Source organism: Actinomadura verrucosospora, from assembly GCF_039540335.1.
GTDB classification, from domain to species: Bacteria; Actinomycetota; Actinomycetes; order Streptosporangiales; family Streptosporangiaceae; genus Spirillospora; species Spirillospora verrucosospora.
Window position 1 is genome coordinate 271,527 of record NZ_BAABEV010000005.1, and the last position, 18,437, is coordinate 289,963.

Here is an 18,437-nt window from a genome sequence, read left to right on the forward strand (position 1 = left end):
TGTCGGGTCGGGGTGCCGCGACCATCTGGCCGGAATGGAACGCTTAGCCGCCTGCCGCAGGTCAGGGATGTGCTGCAGCCGATCAGGTTCTCCGCGAGATGACCATGATGTATTCGCAGGGGGCGTTCGTTCGGTTGGCGAAGCCGTGCTCTGCGTCGGCTTGGACGAACAGGGAGTCGCCTGTGTTCAGGGTCTCGGTGATCCCTCCGATCGCGACGGTCAGTGTGCCTTCGAGCACCACGAGCTGTTTCTCCGTACCGGGCGGATACGCGGGCAGCAGCCCGGTCGAGACCTGCGCCGGAAGATAGTGGACGATCACCTCGGCTCCTCCCGCGCCCGGGGCCGCCGACACTATGTGCCGCTCGAAGCCGGTCTCCGGGTCACGGAAAACGGGACGGTCCTTCTTGCGCAAGGCGATGGCCACACCTGACACCGCAGCGGTCGGTGCACCGATCAGGTCCGACAGCGACGCGTCGAGCGCGTGGGCGATCCTGGACGCCACGCCGATCGTCGGGCTCTTCTCACCGCGCTCGACCTTGGACAGCATCGCCCGGCTGACCGACGACTGCGCGGACAACTGCTCCAGCGTCAGGCCCGCCTCCTCGCGACGGCGCCGCACGTTACCGCCGAACGCGCCGGCCAGGTCATCACCGTGCTGTGGTTCGGCCGCGTCTCTGTCCTGCTCGACCACTGTGCTCCTCAATCGACGAGTACCTCGCCGCCGCAGTGTATGGTTTCTTCCAAAGAAGACATGAGTCTTCTATCGGAGACGCGCGTCGTGCGCCCTACATGACAGAGGTTCCATGCGTTTGATCTCGAGTGGCCGGCACCACGCCACCTTCGCATTCGGCGACCTGCAGGTGGTCTCGTTGCGAGACGGATACATCGACATGCCACCGACACGGCTCCGCGACGAGGAGGGGCGCCCGCTCGACGAGTTGCCGGCCGCCGTCCCCCTGGCCGACGACAACCTGCGGCTGTCGGTCAACGCCTTCTTCGTCACCGACGGCACGCGATCGGTTCTCATCGACACCGGTGCGTCCGACGTCTGGCACGACCCCACCATGGGATTGATCTACGACGCGCTCGACGAAGCAGGAATCGATCGTGCGCAGATCACCGACGTGGCCATCACCCACAAGCACGAAGACCATGTGAGCGGCCTGATCACACCGAACGGTTCGGAGGCGTTCACCGCACTCGAGCGTGTATGGATCGGCGCGGGCGACGCCTCGGTGTTCACGGGGCGGCTCGAGCCGCTCCGTGACAGGGTCGTGCCGGTGTCGGAGAAGGTCGCGATCAACGAATGGGCCACTGCGGTCCCGACACCGGGCCACACACCCGGTCACACCGTCTACGACATCAGGAGCAGCACCGGCCACCTCCTCGTCTGGGGCGACACCGTTCACGTTCCCACGCTTCAATTCGAGCAGCCGAACGTCTCCTGGGAGCTCGACGGCGACCAGTCCCAGGCCCGCGCCGCGCGAGGGGCGCTCCTCGATCAACTGACCCGACCACACCACTTCGTGGCCGGCGCCCACCTCGACTCCCCCGGCATCGCCCGCGTAACCCCCTCCGGCGACGGTTATGCGCTGGAATACCTCGCACCACCGATCGGCTGATCGAGCCTGTCGGCTCCCGGCCGCACTCGCGATGGCGGGGTCCGATTCATGTCCGAGCAGACCAGGCCGGGAGCCGACGCCGTGGTCGCCGACCTCAAACGCCGACCGCCCCGCAAGGTCAGGCTGGGCGGGCCGAAGTTGCTGCTCGGCGCGCGCCATTGATGGTCTTCCAGGAAATCGCGGCAGCTGATCCGGTGATGTGGGGCGCGGTCGCAGGTGGTGACGGTGCCGCCGGGCTGGACGGTGGAGGTTGCCGCCTCGCGGGTCATGGCCAGGCACGGCTCGTTGGTCATGGGACAGGCGGGGTGGCCCGCAGCAGCACGTCCCGCCATGCGCGGATGAGCGCGAAGCCGAAGTCGGTGAACGCCGTGCCGTATCAGCGGGCCTTCCCGGGCGATCAGACGGTGCGACGTAGCAGCGCTGAACGCCTCCAGACGATCCAGGTGACCTGTCAATCGCGCCGGGCCAAAGCAGGACGTGGGGCCACCCCGGGCGCCCGACCTGTTGGGCATGCCGCCAAACAGACGACAACTCAACCCGGCTGGTGGACCTGAGGGAACATGCAGCGACCACGCAACCCACCTTCAACCACACAGAGTGTCCCGGGGGGGTCAGAAGCCGCCCCAGCGAACATACCCAGAAAGTGAGTCGTCCGCCCGAAGCACCGAGGCCGCTGAGCCTTGCGAGGTCAGCACAAGCTTCCAGTCGCCATCCCACCTCACGGTCGTAGTCATGGCTGTATGTCCGCCGCGCGCCGGGTCGCGCGACACCGTTCCGATCACTGCATTCTGCGTGGTGTACGAGACGATCCGGAAGCCCGCAATCTGCGCCGCCTCCGCAGCCGGCACGACCTGGTGAGACCCCCGCGTCTGCGCATAGGTCGCCTTGCCCGCGTCCGAAGCAACCTGCTGTCGCAGGACCTTCTGCCAACCAGCCGCCCGCTCGAGCCGCACCCTGATTTGGACCGCGGCCATCAGTGCCCCACTGGGCGTGTGCGTGTAGCAACGCGCGACTTCTCCTTGGACGGTCATTGGCCCGGCTGACGGAGAGAACGGCACTGCAACGCCCTTGAAACGCTTCCAGAAAACCCCCGCGGGCGCCTTCCGGAGGACGCTCCGTTCGATGTCATTTTCGTTGAGAGAACATGCGCGGATATTTGCACCACTCGTGGGCGGACGTATGGGGCTCGTCGTCACAGCCGCCGTCTCCTCATGCCCCTTCTCACCACAACCGGCAGCGGCCAAGACGCCAAGGCCGACGACGGTCGCCAGGCAAGTCTTCCTGAACATGTGAGCGTCCATTTCGCAACGTGGACCGGAATGGTCGAATCGACATGCTAGAGCACTTGACCGGGCGCCGAGGGCGGCGGTGGCGAGGCGGGAGGGCCTCGTTGCAGTGTCTGGTTAGGCCAGGCCGCCGACCGGGATCCGATATCGACACGTAAGGCGCTGGTCTTTGCCCGGTGAGGCGACACCCACGTGCGCGTTCCTACTGCTCCTGCCTTTACTGGCGGGGTAGGTACTCGTTAGGCATGACGAAACGACTGGGAGATGTTGAGGCCGGCAGAACCCCCCACCGGGCCGCGCCCTCGCTGATCAGGCAGGCGCGAGTAGGGTTCGGACAGCTCGCGGCGGCGCTGTTCCAGGCGGCGCTCGCGAATCCACGCGGCGACCGTGCGGCCTCGCTCCCGGAACAGTTCCCCTGGCGTCCTCGCAGAGAGGCCACACCCTCAGCCATTTGCTTCTTGGGGGCGGCGTCGCGTGGGCGGCCGGTGGCCGCAGGTGGCATTGACCTGAGTCCCGGGAGCGCGGAGCAGGGCGGGTGATATCAGGGCAAAGGTACGGTTGCGCCGTGACATCGGTGACTCTCGTGCCCCAGACGCGGACCATGAGCGGCGAGGAGCTCTCGGCTGGCGATGCCTGGACCACCCTGCGCGAGTACGGCGTGTGGCGCCTGGCCCGGGACTCCTGGATCCGGTTCAGGTACGGGGATGGCATGAGCCATTCCAGGGCGCTGGCCTTCCAGATGTGCCTGTCGATCGTTCCCGGTGCCATCGCCCTGGTCGGGCTGAGCTCGGTCGCCCACCAGGAGCAGCTGGGCCAGGTGATCGAGCTGACGCTGAGCCGACTGGCCCCCGGCGGGGACACCGATGCCGTCCGGGAGGTGCTCGGCGAGCAGCGGCGGAGCCGCGACGCGCTGGCCCTGTGGCTGGGGCTCGCCACCGCGCTGGCGTCCCTGACCAGCACGATGGCTCAGATCGAGCGCGGCGCGAACCGGATCTACGGCATGAAACGCGACCGTCCGTTCCACCGCAAGTACGGCAGAGCGGCGATGCTGGCCGTCACGGCGGGCGCGTTCATGGTCTCCGGCTTCACGGTCATGGCCGGCGGCGACGCCATCGGAGGCGCTCTCGCCAAGGTCTATGGCTGGGGTGACGGTCTGCGCACCTCATTCGACCTGGGGCGCTGGCCGCTGGGCTTCCTGCTCGCGCTGGCCTCCACCTCGGTGCTGTTCCGCGCCTCTCCCCGCCGCAGGCAACCCGGCCACACGTGGCTGGCCTTCGGCGCGCTTGTCACCTTGGCGCTCTGGACCCTGTTCACGTTCTGCTTGGCGTTCTACACCGGCCAGCACACCACGTTCGGCAGCACCTATGGTCCGCTCACCGCGGTGATGGCGCTGCTGCTGTGGTCGTTCCTCAGTTCGATCGCGCTGTTCTTCGGCCTGGCGTCCGCCGCCCAACTGGAGGCCTATCGCGGGCGCTGCCCCGTCCCCGCCACACCGGACCCTGGCCCGACCGCCGAAGAGGAACGCGAGCCACTGGTGGGCGCCGTCGGCTCGGCACTCATCACCTCGATCCGCGGCCTCATCGACCTGCTCAGGCGACTCCGGCTCCGCAAAGACCAGAACCCCTGAGGGTCCTGGGCCGGTTTGCTCCCCGCACCACATTAGTTGCGAAGTAATGGCGCGGCGTGGAGCCGCGAGCCGTGCTCGTTGCGGGGTGGAGTGCCGAGCCGTGGAGAAAGTGGTGATGCCGTTCGTCGATACGCCGCTGACCGTTCCGATGGGGCGCGCGGAGCCAGGGCGCTTGGGGGGCGGCGGGTCGCCGGTGTGGGCGGCCAGCGTGCGGCGGTCAATGTGCCCTCTCGACCATGGGAGCGCAGTACGCCATCACCACGCCAGGTCGTGGTGCGTCGGATCCTGCGGCACGTAGAGAGCGGTCGCGCTGTGTACGTCGCCGCCGCCGAACATGGTGTTCTCGAACGTCATTGTGCGCCTTCCGCGGAAAGAGGAAGAGGGATCCAGTCTCAGAGTCGGGCGCTCCTGCGGCGGGCCACGCCGGAGGAGGCCAGGCGGGTCATCGGGGACGCGCCGAGGTGAGGTTCTGTCTCCGGGCTCTCCCCAGGCGATCGGGTGGTTCGGGCGCAGGCCTTTCAGCTACGGCGGCGCGCTCGGGGCGGTGGCCGTCGCCGGCCTGACGACGGCCAACGCGCTGGCCCGGCGTCCACCGCGCACCGGCGCGGAGCTGAGCAGCCGGGTTCGGCTGCCGCCGCCGTTCCAGGTGCCGCTGCCGCTGCCGCCAGTGCTGAAGCCGGTCGCCACGACCGGCGGCATCGATCGGTACGAGATCACCCAGCGCGAGGTGACCGCGGAGGTCCTGCCCGGCGTGCGGACGCCGCTGTGGACCTACGAGGGCACCTTCCCCGGACCGACGATCGAGTCGCGCCGCGGACGGCCGGTCAGCGTGCGGCACCGCAACGAGCTGCCGGTGCCGACCGTCGTGCACCTGCACGGCGGCAGGACCCCGGCCGCCTCCGACGGATATCCGACCGACCTCGTCCTGCCGGACGGATGGCCGGACGCGGTCCAGGGCGGGCATGGGATGCACGGCATGCCGGGCGGCGTGGGCGGCGCGCGGAGCATGCACGACCCGCGCGCGGTGCCGTCCCGGCTCACGCGGGACTACGCCTTTCCGCTGGACCAGCGGCCGACGCTTCTCTGGTACCACGACCACCGGATGGACTTCACCGCCCCCGCGATCTGGCGGGGCCTCGCCGGGCTGCACATCGTGCGCGACGACGCCGAGGAGGCGCTCGGCCTTCCGTCCGGCCCGCGCGAGCTGCCGCTCATGATCGGGGACCGGGCGTTCCACGCCGACGGCACGCTCGCCTACCCGTCCCTCGACCCGGCGCTGCGCACGGAGCCGGGGGTGGAGGAGCCCTACCTCGCGGGCGTCCTCGGGGACGTGATCCTGGTGAACGGCGCGCCGTGGCCCGTGCACGAAGTCGATGCCGCCCGGTACCGGCTGCGCGTCCTGAACGCTTCGAACGCCCGGCACTACGAGCTGGAAGCGGTTGCCGAGGACGGCCGCCGGTTGGACCTGATCCAGGTCGGCGCCGACCAGGGGCTGCTCGCCGGACCGATCCGCCACCGGTCGCTGCCGATCGCACCGGCCGAACGCTACGACGTGGTCGTCGACTTCTCCGGCATCCCAGTCGGCGGGCTGGTCAAGGTCGTCAACCGGCTGGGTTCCGGGCGGACCCGGGACGTGATGGCCTTCCGCGTCGCGCGCAAGGCCCGGGACGACAGCCGCGTCCCCCGCGTCCTGTCGACCGACCTGCCCACCTGGAGCCGGTCGGACGCCGTGCGGGTGCGTGACTTCGCCTTCCGCGCGGGTCGCATGAACGGCGGCCACGGATGGGTGATCGGCGGGAGGCCGTTCGACCCCGCCCGCACCGACGTCACCGTCCGGCTCGGCGACGTGGAGGTCTGGCGGCTGGCCGCCGACATCCACCACCCCGTCCATCTGCACCTGGTCGGATTCAAGGTGCTTTCGCGCAGCGGGAGGGCGCCGCTGCCCCGTGACGCCGGGCTCAAGGACACTGTCTCCCTGCGGCCAGGCGAGTCAGTGGAAATCCTCACCCGCTTCGACGGCTATCGCGGCCGCTACCTCTTCCACTGCCACAACGCCGAACACGAGGACATGGGGATGATGGCCAACTTCGAAGTGCTCTGACCCCGCCCTCCACCTACAAGGAGCGTCATGCCCGAACACGCCGGAATCGTCATTACCGGCGCGAGCCTCGCCGGAGCCAAGGCCGCGCAAGCCCTGCGGCGGGATCACGGCTACGACGGCCCGATCACTCTCGTCGGCGACGAAGTTCATCGGCCCTACGAGCGCCCTGGCCTGTCCAACCACAGCAGATCCGGCTGATCGCTCCGTCTGGTCACTGTCGGGAAGCGTTCCGGTGCTCAAGAATCCAGGCGGCGATCTGTACGCGAGAGTTGAAACCCAGTTTGACGAGTATGTTCTCGACGTGGCCCTCCGCGGTGCGTTGAGCGACGACGAGCCTTGCGGCGATCTCTTTATTGCTCATGCCCTCCGCGACGAGCTGGGCGACTTCCAGCTCACGTCTTGTCAGTACGGAAGGAGTGCTGGGATCCGGCGGCTCGGCTTGCGTCTGCACGGGGCTATCTGGGTCCAGCGCATAAGCAATCGCCTCGTCGAAGTCAAGACCTGCCCCAAATCGAAAGGCCGTGGCGTACTTCTCATGCCGTAGAGCAGAACGCAATTGCCTTTCGCAAGTTTCGTGGGCAAGGGCATACGGCCGGAATTTCTCCAGAGACAGACCCAAGGACCGCCGGAGGGCGTCGGCAACGCCGAGCAGGCAAGCGGAGCGTTCGTACTGCTTCTGGGCGGAGGCAGCCCAAGCCAGCGCCTCAAAACTCCAGACGGGACTGTACCGATAGCCTATTACATAGTCTATGTGGAGACTGTCCTTGAACAATGCGCCGGCCTGTTCGATGTCACCGGCTCGCCAACAGTCGATACCGACGACCCATCGCCCCATGGATATCTCGCCTGGGGCATCCGCGGATTCGGCCATCTTCAGGCACTCGGCGGCGAGATCAGCCGAGCCGTCACACCCGAGAAATGCTGCGGAAGTAGCCAGGTAGAAAGACGCGAAGAAGGCTTCGTTCACACTTCCGTTATCGGCAAGCTTTTTCTGGTTCTCGCGATACCAGTCGCGCGCTTCAGTCAACTCGCCTATTGCACGTGGGAGATCCCCGGTCAAGAAGGAGGCCCGCCCCAAGAGCAGCTTGAGAAGGGCCTGCGACCGACCATCGTCAGAATGTGCGATTTGCTCTCGACATTCATTCATCATGGGGAGGGCGACATCGATCTCCCCTTGCATCAGCGCGAAGGTCGCATCCACGGCCAACGCTTCGAATCTCGCCGGACTCGACCGTTTATTTTTCCGGAGCGCCTGGTCGAGCCAGTGACGGGCCTCGCTGTGAGCTCCATTGAAGACCCAGTATCCGTAGAGCTTGGTGGCGATGTCCAGGCTCGCCTCAGTCCGGTCGGTATCAGCCAAGGAAAAAGCCAGTGCGGCACGCAGGTTCGGCAGTTCCTGGCGCATCATGGCAAACCAATCACCCTGCCGCTGACTGAACCAATTAAGATTTGCCCGTTCGGCGAGTTGCCGGTAGTAGTCGCGGTGGCGGCGGCGATACAACGTTTGCGCACCGCTTTCATCCAGGCGCTCTTGGCCATAATGGTTAAGAGTTTCAAGCAGTCGATACCGTGCTATTTTGTCATCGTCTTCGCGAATAAGAATCGATTTCTCAAGGAGGCTCGTCACAAGACCGAGGACATCTTCGTGCGCGATACCGTCTCCTGAGCAGACCTGTTCGGCGGCATCGAGGTCGAATCCGGCGGGAAACACGGACAACCGCGCCCACAGCGTCTGCTCCGCCGAGGAGCACAGGTCGTAGCTCCAGTCGACCGTGGCTTTCAGCGTCTGGTGGCGAGGCAGGGCGGACCGGTATCCCTGGGTCAGGAATCGGAAACGATTGTCAAGCCGGTCGACAATCTGTTCGAGTGACAGGGCCCGGAGTCGAACTGCCGCCAATTCCAGCGCGAGCGGGATGCCCTCGAGCTGGCGACACAGCCTCGCCAGCATGGAGCTGTTCTCGGAGCTGATCACAAACTCCGGCCGAACCGCCCTCGCGCGTTCCATGAACAGCATCACTGACTCGTACTGGGCCACCGTACGCGGAGTCACCTGTTCGACCCGGTCCGGTACCGACAACGGAGCCAGCGCCATCACCACCTCCTCCCTGGCCCTCAGGGGCTCCCGGCTGGTCGCCAGGATCCGCAATCCCCCGGCCCCACCGAGGAGCTTCTCGACCAGGGGCGCACACGCTTCGAGCAGATGTTCGCAGTTGTCCAGCACCAGAAGCAGGCGCTTACCCTGCAGGAAATCCACCAGGGTCTCGGCCGAAGACCGGACTGACCGATCTCGCAGCCCCAGAGCGGCTGCAACGTTGCGCGCCAGCAAGTCACCGTCTTGTAGCGCCGCCAGTTCTACTAGCCAGACACCGTCCGGGAACGCCCGCCGGACCTCGGCTGCCACCCGTATCGCCAGCCGTGTCTTACCGACCCCGCCGACACCGGTCAACATCAACAACCGCGTGTCGGAAAGCAGCCTCTTCGCCTCGACCACCTCCCGCCTGCGGCCGACGATGCCCATCGCGTCGGGCGGGAGGCTACCGACCACCTGCGGCGATGCGTCTTGAGCCATACTTCATGCTAATAGGGAACCCCGAGACGAAAAGCCTCTCACCAGGAGCTTTACGAATTTGCATGGTTACTCAAGTGTGTATCGGGGCCTTGGCGACTGGTGTGACGCATGAGCCACGTGTGTCAGCGATGACGCGCCGTACCGCTGCCGCCTCCCTATCGATGACGCCCGGCCCACCCCTCCTCCCTAGATATCGACTACGGATGAGGCTTTGATGACGGTTGCCGACCGAGTTCGGGGTCGGTGCCGCGACCACGCATCGCCACGCGACCGAGGCGAGACTTGCTGAACCAGTGCTCAGGTTGTCGGATGAGTGAGCGGCCCAACCATGCCGTAGGCGAGGAGCTCAGGTGTCGAGCCTGGCGGCGCCATCACCATCAGCTCCCAGGTCAAGAGCTCTCCCATGACCGCCTGGGCAACCATCCTCCTGAGAAGGCACTTGCGCGCCGCATCCCCGGCTGCTGGAGGACAGAAAGTCGGTCACGTTCCGCTCCAGAGCCATCACGTAACGCATCGCTGCCCGCAAAGTGACGGAAGGATCAAGATCCTCGGGATACATCAGCGCCTCTTCCAGGTGAAGTCGAAGCGCGGTCAGCGGTGTGCGCAGGTCGTGGCTCAGGTCGCGCGGAGTTCGCCGGGCGAGGTCGTCTGCACCCAGGCAATCGAGAGGGGCCTTGGTCGTCGCAACGTCACGGATCTCGACCACCTGGCTTCCGGATGCATGGGGCGCGCTTTGCGTCTGCTGCTGGCTCATGGTTCGGCCTTCCGTCAAGCTCATCTGCTTACCGGTCCAGCGTGCCTTGAGGGCAGAGGTCGCGGCGGGGGGTGAAGTACGGGTATCACTACCTAGATCTAGTGCAAGATCGGGTGTCCGACCGGGACGGGGATCGCCTCCCGGCCCGCGGGCGCGGGCAAGCGAGCCCATCCAGCCTGATCCCGCCTTCGCATGACAGCCGCCGCCCTCTGCTACCAGATCTTTGCGCTCACGGCCGGCCGACCGGTTCCTCGACTCGGTTCCCGCTGGCCTGTATGGGCGGCCGGATCGGTCGTATAGTCCAGTATTCGCTCCTTCAGCCAGACCAGTTGTGAGGAGAGTGCGGGCATGGCGATCCGCCGGTCCAAGTTCACGGCCGATCTTGCCCTGGTCGACATCGACCAGAGGCCTGAGCGGACGCTGACCTCGCGGCTCGAGGGGTCGCTACGCGACGCGATTCGAAGCCGACGCCTGCGTGAAGGCGTCGCGCTGCCGTCATCCCGACACCTGGCGTCGGAGCTCGGATGCTCGCGGTGGGTGGTGGTACAGGCCTATGAACAGCTGATCGCCGAGGGATATCTGCAGGCGACGCAGGGCGGTGCGACGCGGGTGTGCGGACTGTCGTGGCGGGCTGCGCCGCAGGACCCAGTGATCGAGCAGCCGGTCACGCGCTACCGGATCGACCTCACCGCCGGGCAGCCGGACATCTCCGCCTTCCCCGCGAGTGCATGGGCACGAGCGACACAGACCGTCCTCGCCAGCACGGAGTGGGACAACCTCCACTACATCGACCCGTCAGGCATCGAGGCCTTCAAGATCAGCGTCTGCGAGCTTCTCGGCCGCACTCGGGGGGTGGTGGCCGAACCCGACCACGTCCATGCGACCGCAGGGGCCACCCACGCGATCGGGTTGGTCTGCCGGGCGGCCGCACGCGCCGGCCATACGAAGCTCGCTGTCGAGGATCCCGGCTGGCCGCCCATGCGCGACTTCGCATCGGCCGCAGGGCTCGAGTTGGTGCCGATCCCGGTCGACGAGGACGGGATCAAGGTCGAGGTGCTCGAACGACACCCCGACGTGCGCATGGTCTTGGTCACCCCCGCGCACCAGTTCCCGACCGGGGTGGTGCTGTCAGCAGAGCGACGGCAGGCGTTGGTGCACTGGGCCGAAGCCGTCGGCGGGCTGGTGCTCGAAGATGCCTACGACGCCGAGTTCCGCTACGACAAGCGGCCGGTAGGCTGCCTGCAGGGCATGGCGCCCGCCCGGGTCGCCTTCGTGGGCTCGTCGACGAAACTTCTCGCGCCGGGGGTTCGGCTGGGCTGGCTCGTCCTGCCGGGGCGCTGGAACCGGCTCGTCGTCGAGGCACGGGAGGGGATCGACCTCGGCGTCTCCGCGCTGGTCCAACTCATCTTCGCCGAGCTCGTCGACAACGGCCAATTGGAGCGGCACCTCAACCGGTCACGACGCCTCTACCGCGCCAGGCGGGCACGGATGCTCGAGGCACTCGACAGGTACCTGCCGGCACTGGAGACTGCTGGAATCGCCGCCGGGCTGCACCTCCTGGTGCGATTGCCTGAAGGAATCGACGAGAACCGCCTGGTGAGTGAAGCGGGTCGACGGGGCGTGAAGGTTTACGGACTGGGGCGCTACGACCACGGCACGAGCGAGCGGCGCGGCCTGGTTCTCGGTTACGCCCGCGCGACCGCGACGTCGATCGAGGACGGTGTGCGAATTCTTGCCGAGTGCTGCGCCGGCCTCGAATGACTGGTCGGACCCGATCCGCGGGCTGTCACTCGGCCCGGAAGACGACGTACACCTTGCGCAACCTCTCGTGCACCTCCCAGATGCCGGTCCAGCCGACCGGGAACAACGCCGTGTGCCCGGCCGTGATCTCCACGGGTTCGCCGTCGTCCTGCCGCACCGTCATCCGTCCGGAGAGGACGTGGATGAACTCCCCCCGCTCGTGGAAATCCCATCGCGACGTGCCGCGTTCGCACTCCCAGACACCCGCCAGGATCCCCTGCCGCTCGGCGGAGAACATGATCTGGCTGCGGGTCGTGATGGGCCCCGCGAGCGGCTGGGCGATCGGTGGTGCAAGCGGGGACTCCCGCAGATCCTCTGCGTTGAGGCTCGACGCCTCGAAGCTGATGGTCACGTGCGTCCTTCCGGTCGGGTCGGTGTCATGCGCCCTGGAGCAGATCCCAGATCTGCTGGTCTCGCTCCACAGTCCACACGGTGGGGCGCTCGACCCCGTCGAGCTCCTCCCATAGGCGCGCGACGTTGAACGGCATGCAGTGCTCGAAGATGGGCCAGCGCCCGTAGTCCTCGACCAAGGCGCCGTGGGCGGCAGCGAAGGCGTCTCGCAGCGAACCCGCTGCCCGGTGCACGCCGCCCACCTCACGCAGCATCACCTGGAGGAAGTGGCGGGTCTGCTCGACCGCTTCGTCGACGGCGTCCCGTCCGCGGCTGACGGCGCCCCGGCCGCCGACGAGCACCGCGGCCTCCAGCGAGGCCACCTCGTCCAACGTGCTCACCCAGTTGCGGTGGAAGGCGTCGCCGGTGTACAGGGCGGCGCGTGACTCGACGAGGTCGCCCGAGAAGAGCACCCGCTGCCCGGGCAGCCATGCCACGATGTCGCCCTCGGTGTGACCCCGGCCCAGGTGGCAGAGGACCAGGTCGCCGCGCTCTCCGCCCAGCGGGATGGTGAGTCGCTCGGAGAAGGTCAGGTCGGGCCAGGTGAGTCCGGGTACGGTCTCGGGGTCCTTGGCCAGCCGCGGCATCCGGGTGAACTCGCTGGCCCAGTCCTCGCGACCGCGTTCCGCGACGAGGTGGCGGGTCCGGTCGTGCGCGACGATGACGTCGGCCTCGAACGCGGCGGCACCGAGGGTGCGGACGGCGTGGTAGTGCGAGAGGACCAGGTAGCGCACCGGCTTGTCGGTGTGGTGCCGCAGCCGCTCGAGCCAGTCGGCGGCGGCGCTGGGCGTGGCTCGGGCGTCGAAGCACACCAGGAAGTCCTCTCCCTCGATGGCGCCGACGTTCGGGTCGCCCTCGGCAGTGAGGGCGTAGACGCCGTCGGCCACGACTTCGAGCGTCTCGGTCTTCGCGGTCGTGTCCGCGCTGGAGGCGAAAGGCTTCTGGGGCATGTCAGGCTTCCTTTCCGTAGAGGCTGCAGGCCGTGTCGGCGAGTTCGGCGACGACGTCGCCGTCGGCTCCAGAGGGCCCACGGTCCAGACGTCGCGAAACGAAGCCGTCGGGACGGACCAGGAGGGCGGCTCCGCCCTGGCAGGCACCGAGGACGCGTTCGCGGGCCACTCGCCCGCGCACGGGCAACCTGGTCGGCCCCAGCCCGCCGCCGAGGTGGTGCACAGTCACCTCCACGTCGTCGTGGTCGCCGGCCGGCTGCGGGACGTCGACGACCATCGGGTGCAGCCCGTACGCCGCCCGCAGCCGTAGCGGGTGGCCTTCGCGCGCGAGGCTGGCGGGCAGGTCCGGCATCAGCTCTCCGGACCTGACGGCTGCCCGGGACTCGATCGGGTCCGGGACAGTGAGCGAGGACATCGCGACCGGTTCGGGCCGGTAGAAGTGACCCGCGTCGACCCAGCGTCGGGCCGCCGGCACCCGCGTGGCGAGTGCGAGCGTGAGGTCGCGCCGCCAGCGTCCGCGCCTGGTCGTGGGTGCCATGAACGCGGCCGTGTCGGAGGTGACGGAGAAGTGGTGCCGGGCGACGGCGTGCCGCTCTTCGCCATAGGTCGCCAGCAGGGCCGGCGCGGCCTGCCCGGTGACGACCATGCCGAGTTTCCAGGCGAGGTTGTCGGCGTCGGCCAGACCGGAGTTGAGGCCACGTGCGCCATACGGGGCGTAGAGGTGCGCCGCATCACCTACGAGGAAGCAGCGCCCGACCGAGAACCGTGACGCCATGAGCTGTTTGAAGACGTAGGACGTGGACCAGGTCACCTCGTAGTCGTGGTCCCCGATGACGGCTCGGATTCGGCGGTCGAGCGTCCCGTCTCTGGCCTCGGACTCCAGGTCGGGCGGGTGCCCGACCTGGAAGTCGAGGTGCCACAGCGAGAACGGCTGGGGGTGGATCAGTGCCGTGCGGCCGGCCCCGGCCGGGGGATGGAAGACGAATCGGCGCTCGTCGGGGAACGGCAGGTCCGCCCGCACGTCGACGATCAGGTAGTGGTCGTCGTGGGCGTGGCCCTCGAATCGGACGTCCAACTCCTTGCGCACGGTGGACCTGGCCCCGTCGCAGCCCGCGACGTAGCCGGCGTCGACGTGCACCGGGTCGCCACGTTCGTCCACGAGCTCCGCCGCCACGTGGGTCTCGTGCTGCACGAGACCCCGGAAGGTGAGTCCGAGACGCAGGTCGACCAGCGGTTCCTCGTCCACCGCGTCGAGCAGCAGACGCTCGGTCTCGCTCTGCGGGAAGTTGACCGCCATCGCGTAGCCGGCCGGGTCGGGGACGGGGAACCGGTCGTGGCGGAGCTCCTTCGTGCCGACGAAGACCCGGGATCCACTCAGCCTGACACCGGTCCGCCCGATCGCGTCACCGACGCCCACCTTGGCCAGGATCTCGAGCGACTCCCCGTGCATGAGCACGGCCTTGGAGCTGAGCCTGATCTCACGGTCGGCAGGATCGACCACCGTGCTGGCCACGCCGTACCGGGCAAGGAGCAGCGCGAGCGTCATCCCGACCGGCCCCCTGCCGACGACGAGGACGTCGGTCCTCAGCGACGCCGTCACGACCGGAGCACCGCCCGTGCGGAGATCTCCACGAGGAACTCCGGACGGGCCAGGCCGGCGACGACCAGGAGCGTGCTCGTCGGCTTCACCGCCCCGGTGAAGCAACGCACCCGGGCCTCGTTGATGGCGAGCAGGTGGTTCCGGTCGATGCAGTACGTGGTCGTCTCGACCACGTCGTCCACGCTGCCCTGGGCCGCCGCCATGATCGCGGCCAGGTTCGCGAAGACCTGCTCGGCCTGGGCCTCCGGGTCGTCCATCCCGACGATCCGGCCCTCCGGGTCGAACGGGACGAGACCGGAGACGAACAGGTCACGCCCATGCCGGACGGCGTAGGAGTAGGCGAACCGCTCGGTCGGACCCGCCGGCAGCGCGGGCGTCGCTACGGCGATCGGCTCCGGCCCGCTCACCGCTCGCCCCCGGCCAGCTCGGCCCAGATGTTACGCACGCCCCACCAGCGCGAGATTCCCACCTCGTCGGCGATCTGCGAGGCGGCGAGGTAGCCCGGGAAGCCGGTGATGTTCCCGCCGGGGTGCGCGCTGGAGCCGGCCAGGTAGAGCCTCTCGACGCCGGGCACGGCGTGCCCCCTCATACCGGGGAACGGACGGTCGACGCCGCGCTGACCGGGACCGAACCAGCCGTGGAACAGGTCGCCGCGCTGCATGCTGGGGAACCGGCGCTCGGTGTCCAGCGGCGTGCCGGCGAACGCGCCGAGCAGGTTCGCCCCACCCAGGTTGGGGGCGTACCCGCGCCAGAAGTCCAGGACCGTCTCCAACTGTCGTTCCTTGTGGGTGTCCCAGTTGGCGGGGTCACCCCCTAGCGCGTACGGCGTTTTCTGCCACATGTACGCCGCGTGGTGTCCCGGTGGCGCCTGCGACGGGTCGTGCACGGTGGGACAGCCACCGATCAGCATCACCTGGTCGGACACGATGCCCCGGTCGGCGTTGTCGTAGAGCCGCAGCACGTCGGCCGGGTCGTCCAGGCCGAGGAACGTCAGCCGTGCCTTGTTGATGTCCGGGTTGGCGGCGGCGGCGGTGTAGTCGGGGGCGTCCTTGAGGGCGACGTTGACCCCGAAGATCTGCCCCACCTTCTGATACTTGAAGTCCTGGGTCTTCTGGGTGAGCTCGGCAGGCGAGTCGTCACCGAGCAACTGGAGGAAGGTCTGGTGCGGGTTGAGGCTGCTGGCCACGAACTGGCGGGCGCGGATGAGCGACCCGTCTTCCAGCTCGACACCGACCGCGCGCCCGCCCTCGACGACGATGCGGCGCGGGGTGGTCTGCTCCATGATGTGGCCACCGTGCGCGTAGACGTCGTGCTTGAGCGCCCGCGCCAGCGAGTACGAGCCGCCGACCGCGATCTCGCCCGGGACCTGGGAGGCCAGGAAGGTCGGGACCACGTTGCCCTGGTCGGGGACGTTGACGTCGACCTCGCGGATGACGCAGTAGTACAGGAGCATCGCCTTGACCGCGTCGCTCTCGAAGGTGTCCTCGATGAACTGGCGCGGCGACAGCGGCGCGTACTTCAGGTAGCGCCGGCCCAGCTCGGAGCCCCGGAGGATTCGGTCCCGCTTCTCGGAGCCGACCGCGGGAGAAGACATCTCGGGGCCGACGAGCTCGCGCACCACGTCCTGGTGCTCCCCGGCGATGGTGCGCCAGGTGCGGGCGTCGCGCTCGGAGAACTGGGCGATCGACTCCGCGGTCCGCTCCGGGGAGGCGTACCAGACGATGGCGCGCCCGTCGCGCTGGATGCTCGTGATCGAGGGGTCCGGGGCGACGAACCGCACCCCCCAGTCGGCGAGCTGAAGGTCCTTGAACCAGGGCGATGACGTCACGCCCTTGAGCGACACCGCATGGGTGCCATGGAAGAAGCCCGGCAGGGCGTTGTCCTCGGGGGTCTGCAGGCCGCCACCGGCATGTTGGCCCTTGTCGATCGACAGTGTGCTCAGGCCGGTCCGGGCCAGGTAGGCCTGGGTGATGAGTCCGTTGTGCCCGGCACCGATGATGATGCCGTCGTACTCCTTCTCGTAGCCCACGGGGAGGTTCCTCTCTTCGGGCGTCAGCGGTTGTCGTAGACGGTGCGGTCGCCGACGCGGGTCTGGAGGACCCGGATCGAGCGAAGGTCCTCGGGACGGGTGGCCAGTGGATCCCTGTCGAGCGCGACCCAGTCGGCCAGCCGCCCCGGCACGAGGGCGCCGCGCTCGTGGTCCGCGAAGGCGAGCCACGCGGCCGAGGTGGTGTACATGGCGAGGGCGGTGGCCACGTCGACGCGCTGCTCCGCTCCGGCCACGCCCCTTCCGGCGACCAGCCGGGTGACGGCGTCGTGGATGCCCGCGATCGGGTCTGTCGGGGTCAGCGGCGAGTCGGAGCCACCGGCCACCACCACTCCGGCGTCGAGCCAGGAGCGCAGCGGGGATGCGGCGTCCGCCACCTCACGCCCCCACATCTCGGCGAGACGCGGGGCGATCCAGGTGTGCATCTGCGGCTGGGCGGCCAGCCCCATCCCGAGGGCGGCGGCGGTACGCATGTTGCCGGCGGTGGGTCCGAGGTAGGCATGGATCAGGGAGCAGCGCAGCCCGGCCACCCGGGTGCGCGGGGCAGCGGCCAGTGCGGCCAGTGCCGCGTCGACGGCCAGTCCACCGATCGCGTGGATGCCCAGCGACCAGCCGGCCCGGACACACTCCTGCACGATCAGCGCTAGCCGGTCGGCCGCCACGATGCGGGTGCCGTGGTCACAGGTGCCGGGATAAGGGTCGCGCACCCAGGCGGTGCCCATCGAGACGACGCCGTCGAGGAAGACCTTGATCGCGCCGTACCTCAGCCAGGAGTCACCACTGCCAGTGGGGCCCGCGAGCCCGGCCAGCCAACCGGCCACATCGTCGTCGGACAGGTCCGGCTCCAGGACCGGCATCATCGTTGTACGGACGGTGAGCGCACCACGGTCGCGCGCCGCGGCGTACGCCGCCCGCTCCGGGGCGGTCAGGGCCGGGTCGATCACAGCGGTGACACCGCGACGGTGGTACTCCTGCTGCACGTCCGTGAGCGCCCGCAGCACCTCGCGTCGCGAGGGTTCGGGCACCAGTCGCGAGACGAGGCGCATCGCAGGCGCCTCCTGGAGTTCACCTGAGGGCTCGCCGTCGGGACGACGGACGATGTGGCCGCCGGCCACGTCCGGACTGCCCGCGTGGAGGCCGGCGGCCTGCAACGCCCGCGAGTTGACCGAGGCGGCGTGCCCCAGGCGGGGCAGGTAGACCGGCACGTCGGGGCAGTACGCGTCGAGTTCCTCACGGTCGGGCATCCGGCGTTCGGCCAGGTCCTCGACGAACCATCCCTCGCTCGAGGTGATCCAGAGCAGGTCCGGATGCTGCGCGGCGTACTTTCTCAGGCGGTCGCCGATCTCGGCGATGCTCCGGCTCCCGGACAGGTCCAGGGCTCCGTGCCGCATCCCGGTCCAGAGCATGTGGTTGTGGCTGTCGGTGAATCCCGGGAGCACCGTGGCCCCGCGCAGATCCAGGAGCTCGGCCCGAGCCGAGGCGAGCCCGCGCACCTGGTCCCACTCCCCCACGGCGGCCACGCGACCGTTCCGGCACAGCAGCGCGGAGCCCTCCGGGTGCGCGGTGCTCATCGTCCGTACGGTTGCGCGAACCAGGGTCTCGGAAGGGGTCTCGCTGGGCATACGAGGACGCTAGAGCGGCGACTGGTTCGGAGCACAGACCACTGCCGCACTGTCCGACCAGACCAGTTT

Annotated in this window: 15 protein-coding genes; 5 read left to right on the plus strand and 10 right to left on the minus strand. The window is 68.4% G+C overall.

The genetic code is table 11. From position 1 onward, the window contains the following. Window positions 1-82: 82 nt before the first annotated feature. Window positions 83-691: a helix-turn-helix domain-containing protein gene (locus ABD944_RS08575; protein WP_345174108.1), complete on the minus strand. Its 609-nt coding sequence runs from the start codon at window positions 689-691 to the stop codon at window positions 83-85. Window positions 692-803: 112 nt separating this feature from the next. Between ABD944_RS08575 and ABD944_RS08580 the strand changes: the two genes are divergently transcribed. Beyond that, window positions 804-1,622, plus strand: coding sequence for an MBL fold metallo-hydrolase (locus tag ABD944_RS08580; protein ID WP_345174110.1), 819 nt, complete (start codon window positions 804-806; stop codon window positions 1,620-1,622). A 611-nt stretch (window positions 1,623-2,233) separates the two neighbouring features. On the opposite strand, the gene ABD944_RS42615 is transcribed toward ABD944_RS08580, so the two are convergent. Next, complete coding sequence (locus tag ABD944_RS42615) at window positions 2,234-2,923, minus strand: DUF8175 domain-containg protein (protein WP_486303765.1); 690 nt, start codon at window positions 2,921-2,923, stop codon at window positions 2,234-2,236. Window positions 2,924-3,473: 550 nt separating this feature from the next. On the opposite strand from ABD944_RS42615, the gene ABD944_RS08590 reads away from it, so the two are divergent. The 3 genes from ABD944_RS08590 to ABD944_RS08600 all read left to right on the plus strand — a co-directional run bounded on the left by ABD944_RS08590 (window position 3,474) and on the right by ABD944_RS08600 (window position 6,834). Continuing rightward, entirely contained in the window at window positions 3,474-4,535 is a 1,062-nt protein-coding gene (locus tag ABD944_RS08590) for a YihY/virulence factor BrkB family protein (protein ID WP_345174114.1), read from the plus strand. Between the two features lie 544 nt (window positions 4,536-5,079). Then, the gene (locus tag ABD944_RS08595; protein WP_345174116.1) at window positions 5,080-6,636 is read left to right on the plus strand and encodes a multicopper oxidase family protein; all 1,557 of its coding nucleotides are present in this window, start codon (window positions 5,080-5,082) and stop codon (window positions 6,634-6,636) included. Between the two features lie 27 nt (window positions 6,637-6,663). Further along, window positions 6,664-6,834, plus strand: a complete 171-nt coding sequence (locus ABD944_RS08600) for a hypothetical protein (RefSeq protein WP_378191379.1) — start codon at window positions 6,664-6,666, stop codon at window positions 6,832-6,834. 13 nt (window positions 6,835-6,847) lie between these two features. Here ABD944_RS08600 and ABD944_RS08605 read toward each other — a convergent pair whose 3' ends face one another. Together ABD944_RS08605 and ABD944_RS08610 are read right to left on the minus strand one after the other, a co-directional pair. Continuing rightward, window positions 6,848-9,154, minus strand: a complete 2,307-nt coding sequence (locus tag ABD944_RS08605) for an ATP-binding protein (protein ID WP_345174118.1) — start codon at window positions 9,152-9,154, stop codon at window positions 6,848-6,850. Between the two features lie 397 nt (window positions 9,155-9,551). Then, on the minus strand, window positions 9,552-9,959 hold the full coding sequence (locus ABD944_RS08610) for a histidine kinase dimerization/phospho-acceptor domain-containing protein (RefSeq protein WP_345174120.1): 408 nt from the start codon (window positions 9,957-9,959) through the stop codon (window positions 9,552-9,554). Window positions 9,960-10,307: 348 nt separating this feature from the next. On the opposite strand from ABD944_RS08610, the gene pdxR reads away from it, so the two are divergent. Next, the gene (pdxR, locus tag ABD944_RS08615) at window positions 10,308-11,720 is read left to right on the plus strand and encodes a MocR-like pyridoxine biosynthesis transcription factor PdxR (RefSeq protein WP_345174122.1); all 1,413 of its coding nucleotides are present in this window, start codon (window positions 10,308-10,310) and stop codon (window positions 11,718-11,720) included. A 25-nt stretch (window positions 11,721-11,745) separates the two neighbouring features. On the opposite strand, the gene ABD944_RS08620 is transcribed toward pdxR, so the two are convergent. Genes ABD944_RS08620 through ABD944_RS08645 form a run of 6 tightly spaced genes read right to left on the minus strand, consistent with a single transcriptional unit; the run spans window position 11,746 to window position 18,317 of the window. Then, window positions 11,746-12,111 carry a cupin domain-containing protein gene (locus tag ABD944_RS08620; protein WP_345174124.1) on the minus strand — a complete coding sequence of 122 codons (366 nt, stop codon included), beginning with the start codon at window positions 12,109-12,111 and terminating at the stop codon, window positions 11,746-11,748. 25 nt (window positions 12,112-12,136) lie between these two features. Next, window positions 12,137-13,099: an MBL fold metallo-hydrolase gene (locus tag ABD944_RS08625; protein ID WP_345174126.1), complete on the minus strand. Its 963-nt coding sequence runs from the start codon at window positions 13,097-13,099 to the stop codon at window positions 12,137-12,139. Between the two features lies 1 nt (window position 13,100). Beyond that, a complete protein-coding gene (locus ABD944_RS08630; protein WP_345174128.1) occupies window positions 13,101-14,699 on the minus strand; it encodes an FAD-dependent monooxygenase in 1,599 nt (532 codons plus the stop codon). After that, a complete protein-coding gene (locus ABD944_RS08635; protein ID WP_345174129.1) occupies window positions 14,696-15,106 on the minus strand; it encodes a Rid family hydrolase in 411 nt (136 codons plus the stop codon). The genes ABD944_RS08630 and ABD944_RS08635 overlap by 4 nt, the downstream gene beginning before the upstream one ends. Next, window positions 15,103-16,728, minus strand: a complete 1,626-nt coding sequence (locus ABD944_RS08640) for a phytoene desaturase family protein (RefSeq protein WP_345174131.1) — start codon at window positions 16,726-16,728, stop codon at window positions 15,103-15,105. Before ABD944_RS08640 ends, ABD944_RS08635 begins: the two co-directional genes overlap by 4 nt. 23 nt (window positions 16,729-16,751) lie before the next feature. Further along, window positions 16,752-18,317, minus strand: a complete 1,566-nt coding sequence (locus tag ABD944_RS08645; RefSeq protein ID WP_345174132.1) for an amidohydrolase — start codon at window positions 18,315-18,317, stop codon at window positions 16,752-16,754. Window positions 18,318-18,437 lie beyond the last annotated feature (120 nt).

Bases quoted from the DNA above. Each gene is read 5' to 3' on its own strand.
- ABD944_RS08580 (WP_345174110.1), top strand. From the start codon at position 804: ATGCGTTTGATCTCGAGTGGCCGGCACCACGCCACCTTCGCATTCGGC.
- ABD944_RS08610 (WP_345174120.1), bottom strand. From the start codon at position 9,959: ATGAGCCAGCAGCAGACGCAAAGCGCGCCCCATGCATCCGGAAGCCAG.
- pdxR (WP_345174122.1), top strand. From the start codon at position 10,308: ATGGCGATCCGCCGGTCCAAGTTCACGGCCGATCTTGCCCTGGTCGAC.
- ABD944_RS42615 (WP_486303765.1), bottom strand. From the start codon at position 2,923: ATGGACGCTCACATGTTCAGGAAGACTTGCCTGGCGACCGTCGTCGGC.
- ABD944_RS08605 (WP_345174118.1), bottom strand. From the start codon at position 9,154: ATGGGCATCGTCGGCCGCAGGCGGGAGGTGGTCGAGGCGAAGAGGCTG.
- ABD944_RS08600 (WP_378191379.1), top strand. From the start codon at position 6,664: ATGCCCGAACACGCCGGAATCGTCATTACCGGCGCGAGCCTCGCCGGA.
- ABD944_RS08625 (WP_345174126.1), bottom strand. From the start codon at position 13,099: ATGCCCCAGAAGCCTTTCGCCTCCAGCGCGGACACGACCGCGAAGACC.
- ABD944_RS08645 (WP_345174132.1), bottom strand. From the start codon at position 18,317: ATGAGCACCGCGCACCCGGAGGGCTCCGCGCTGCTGTGCCGGAACGGT.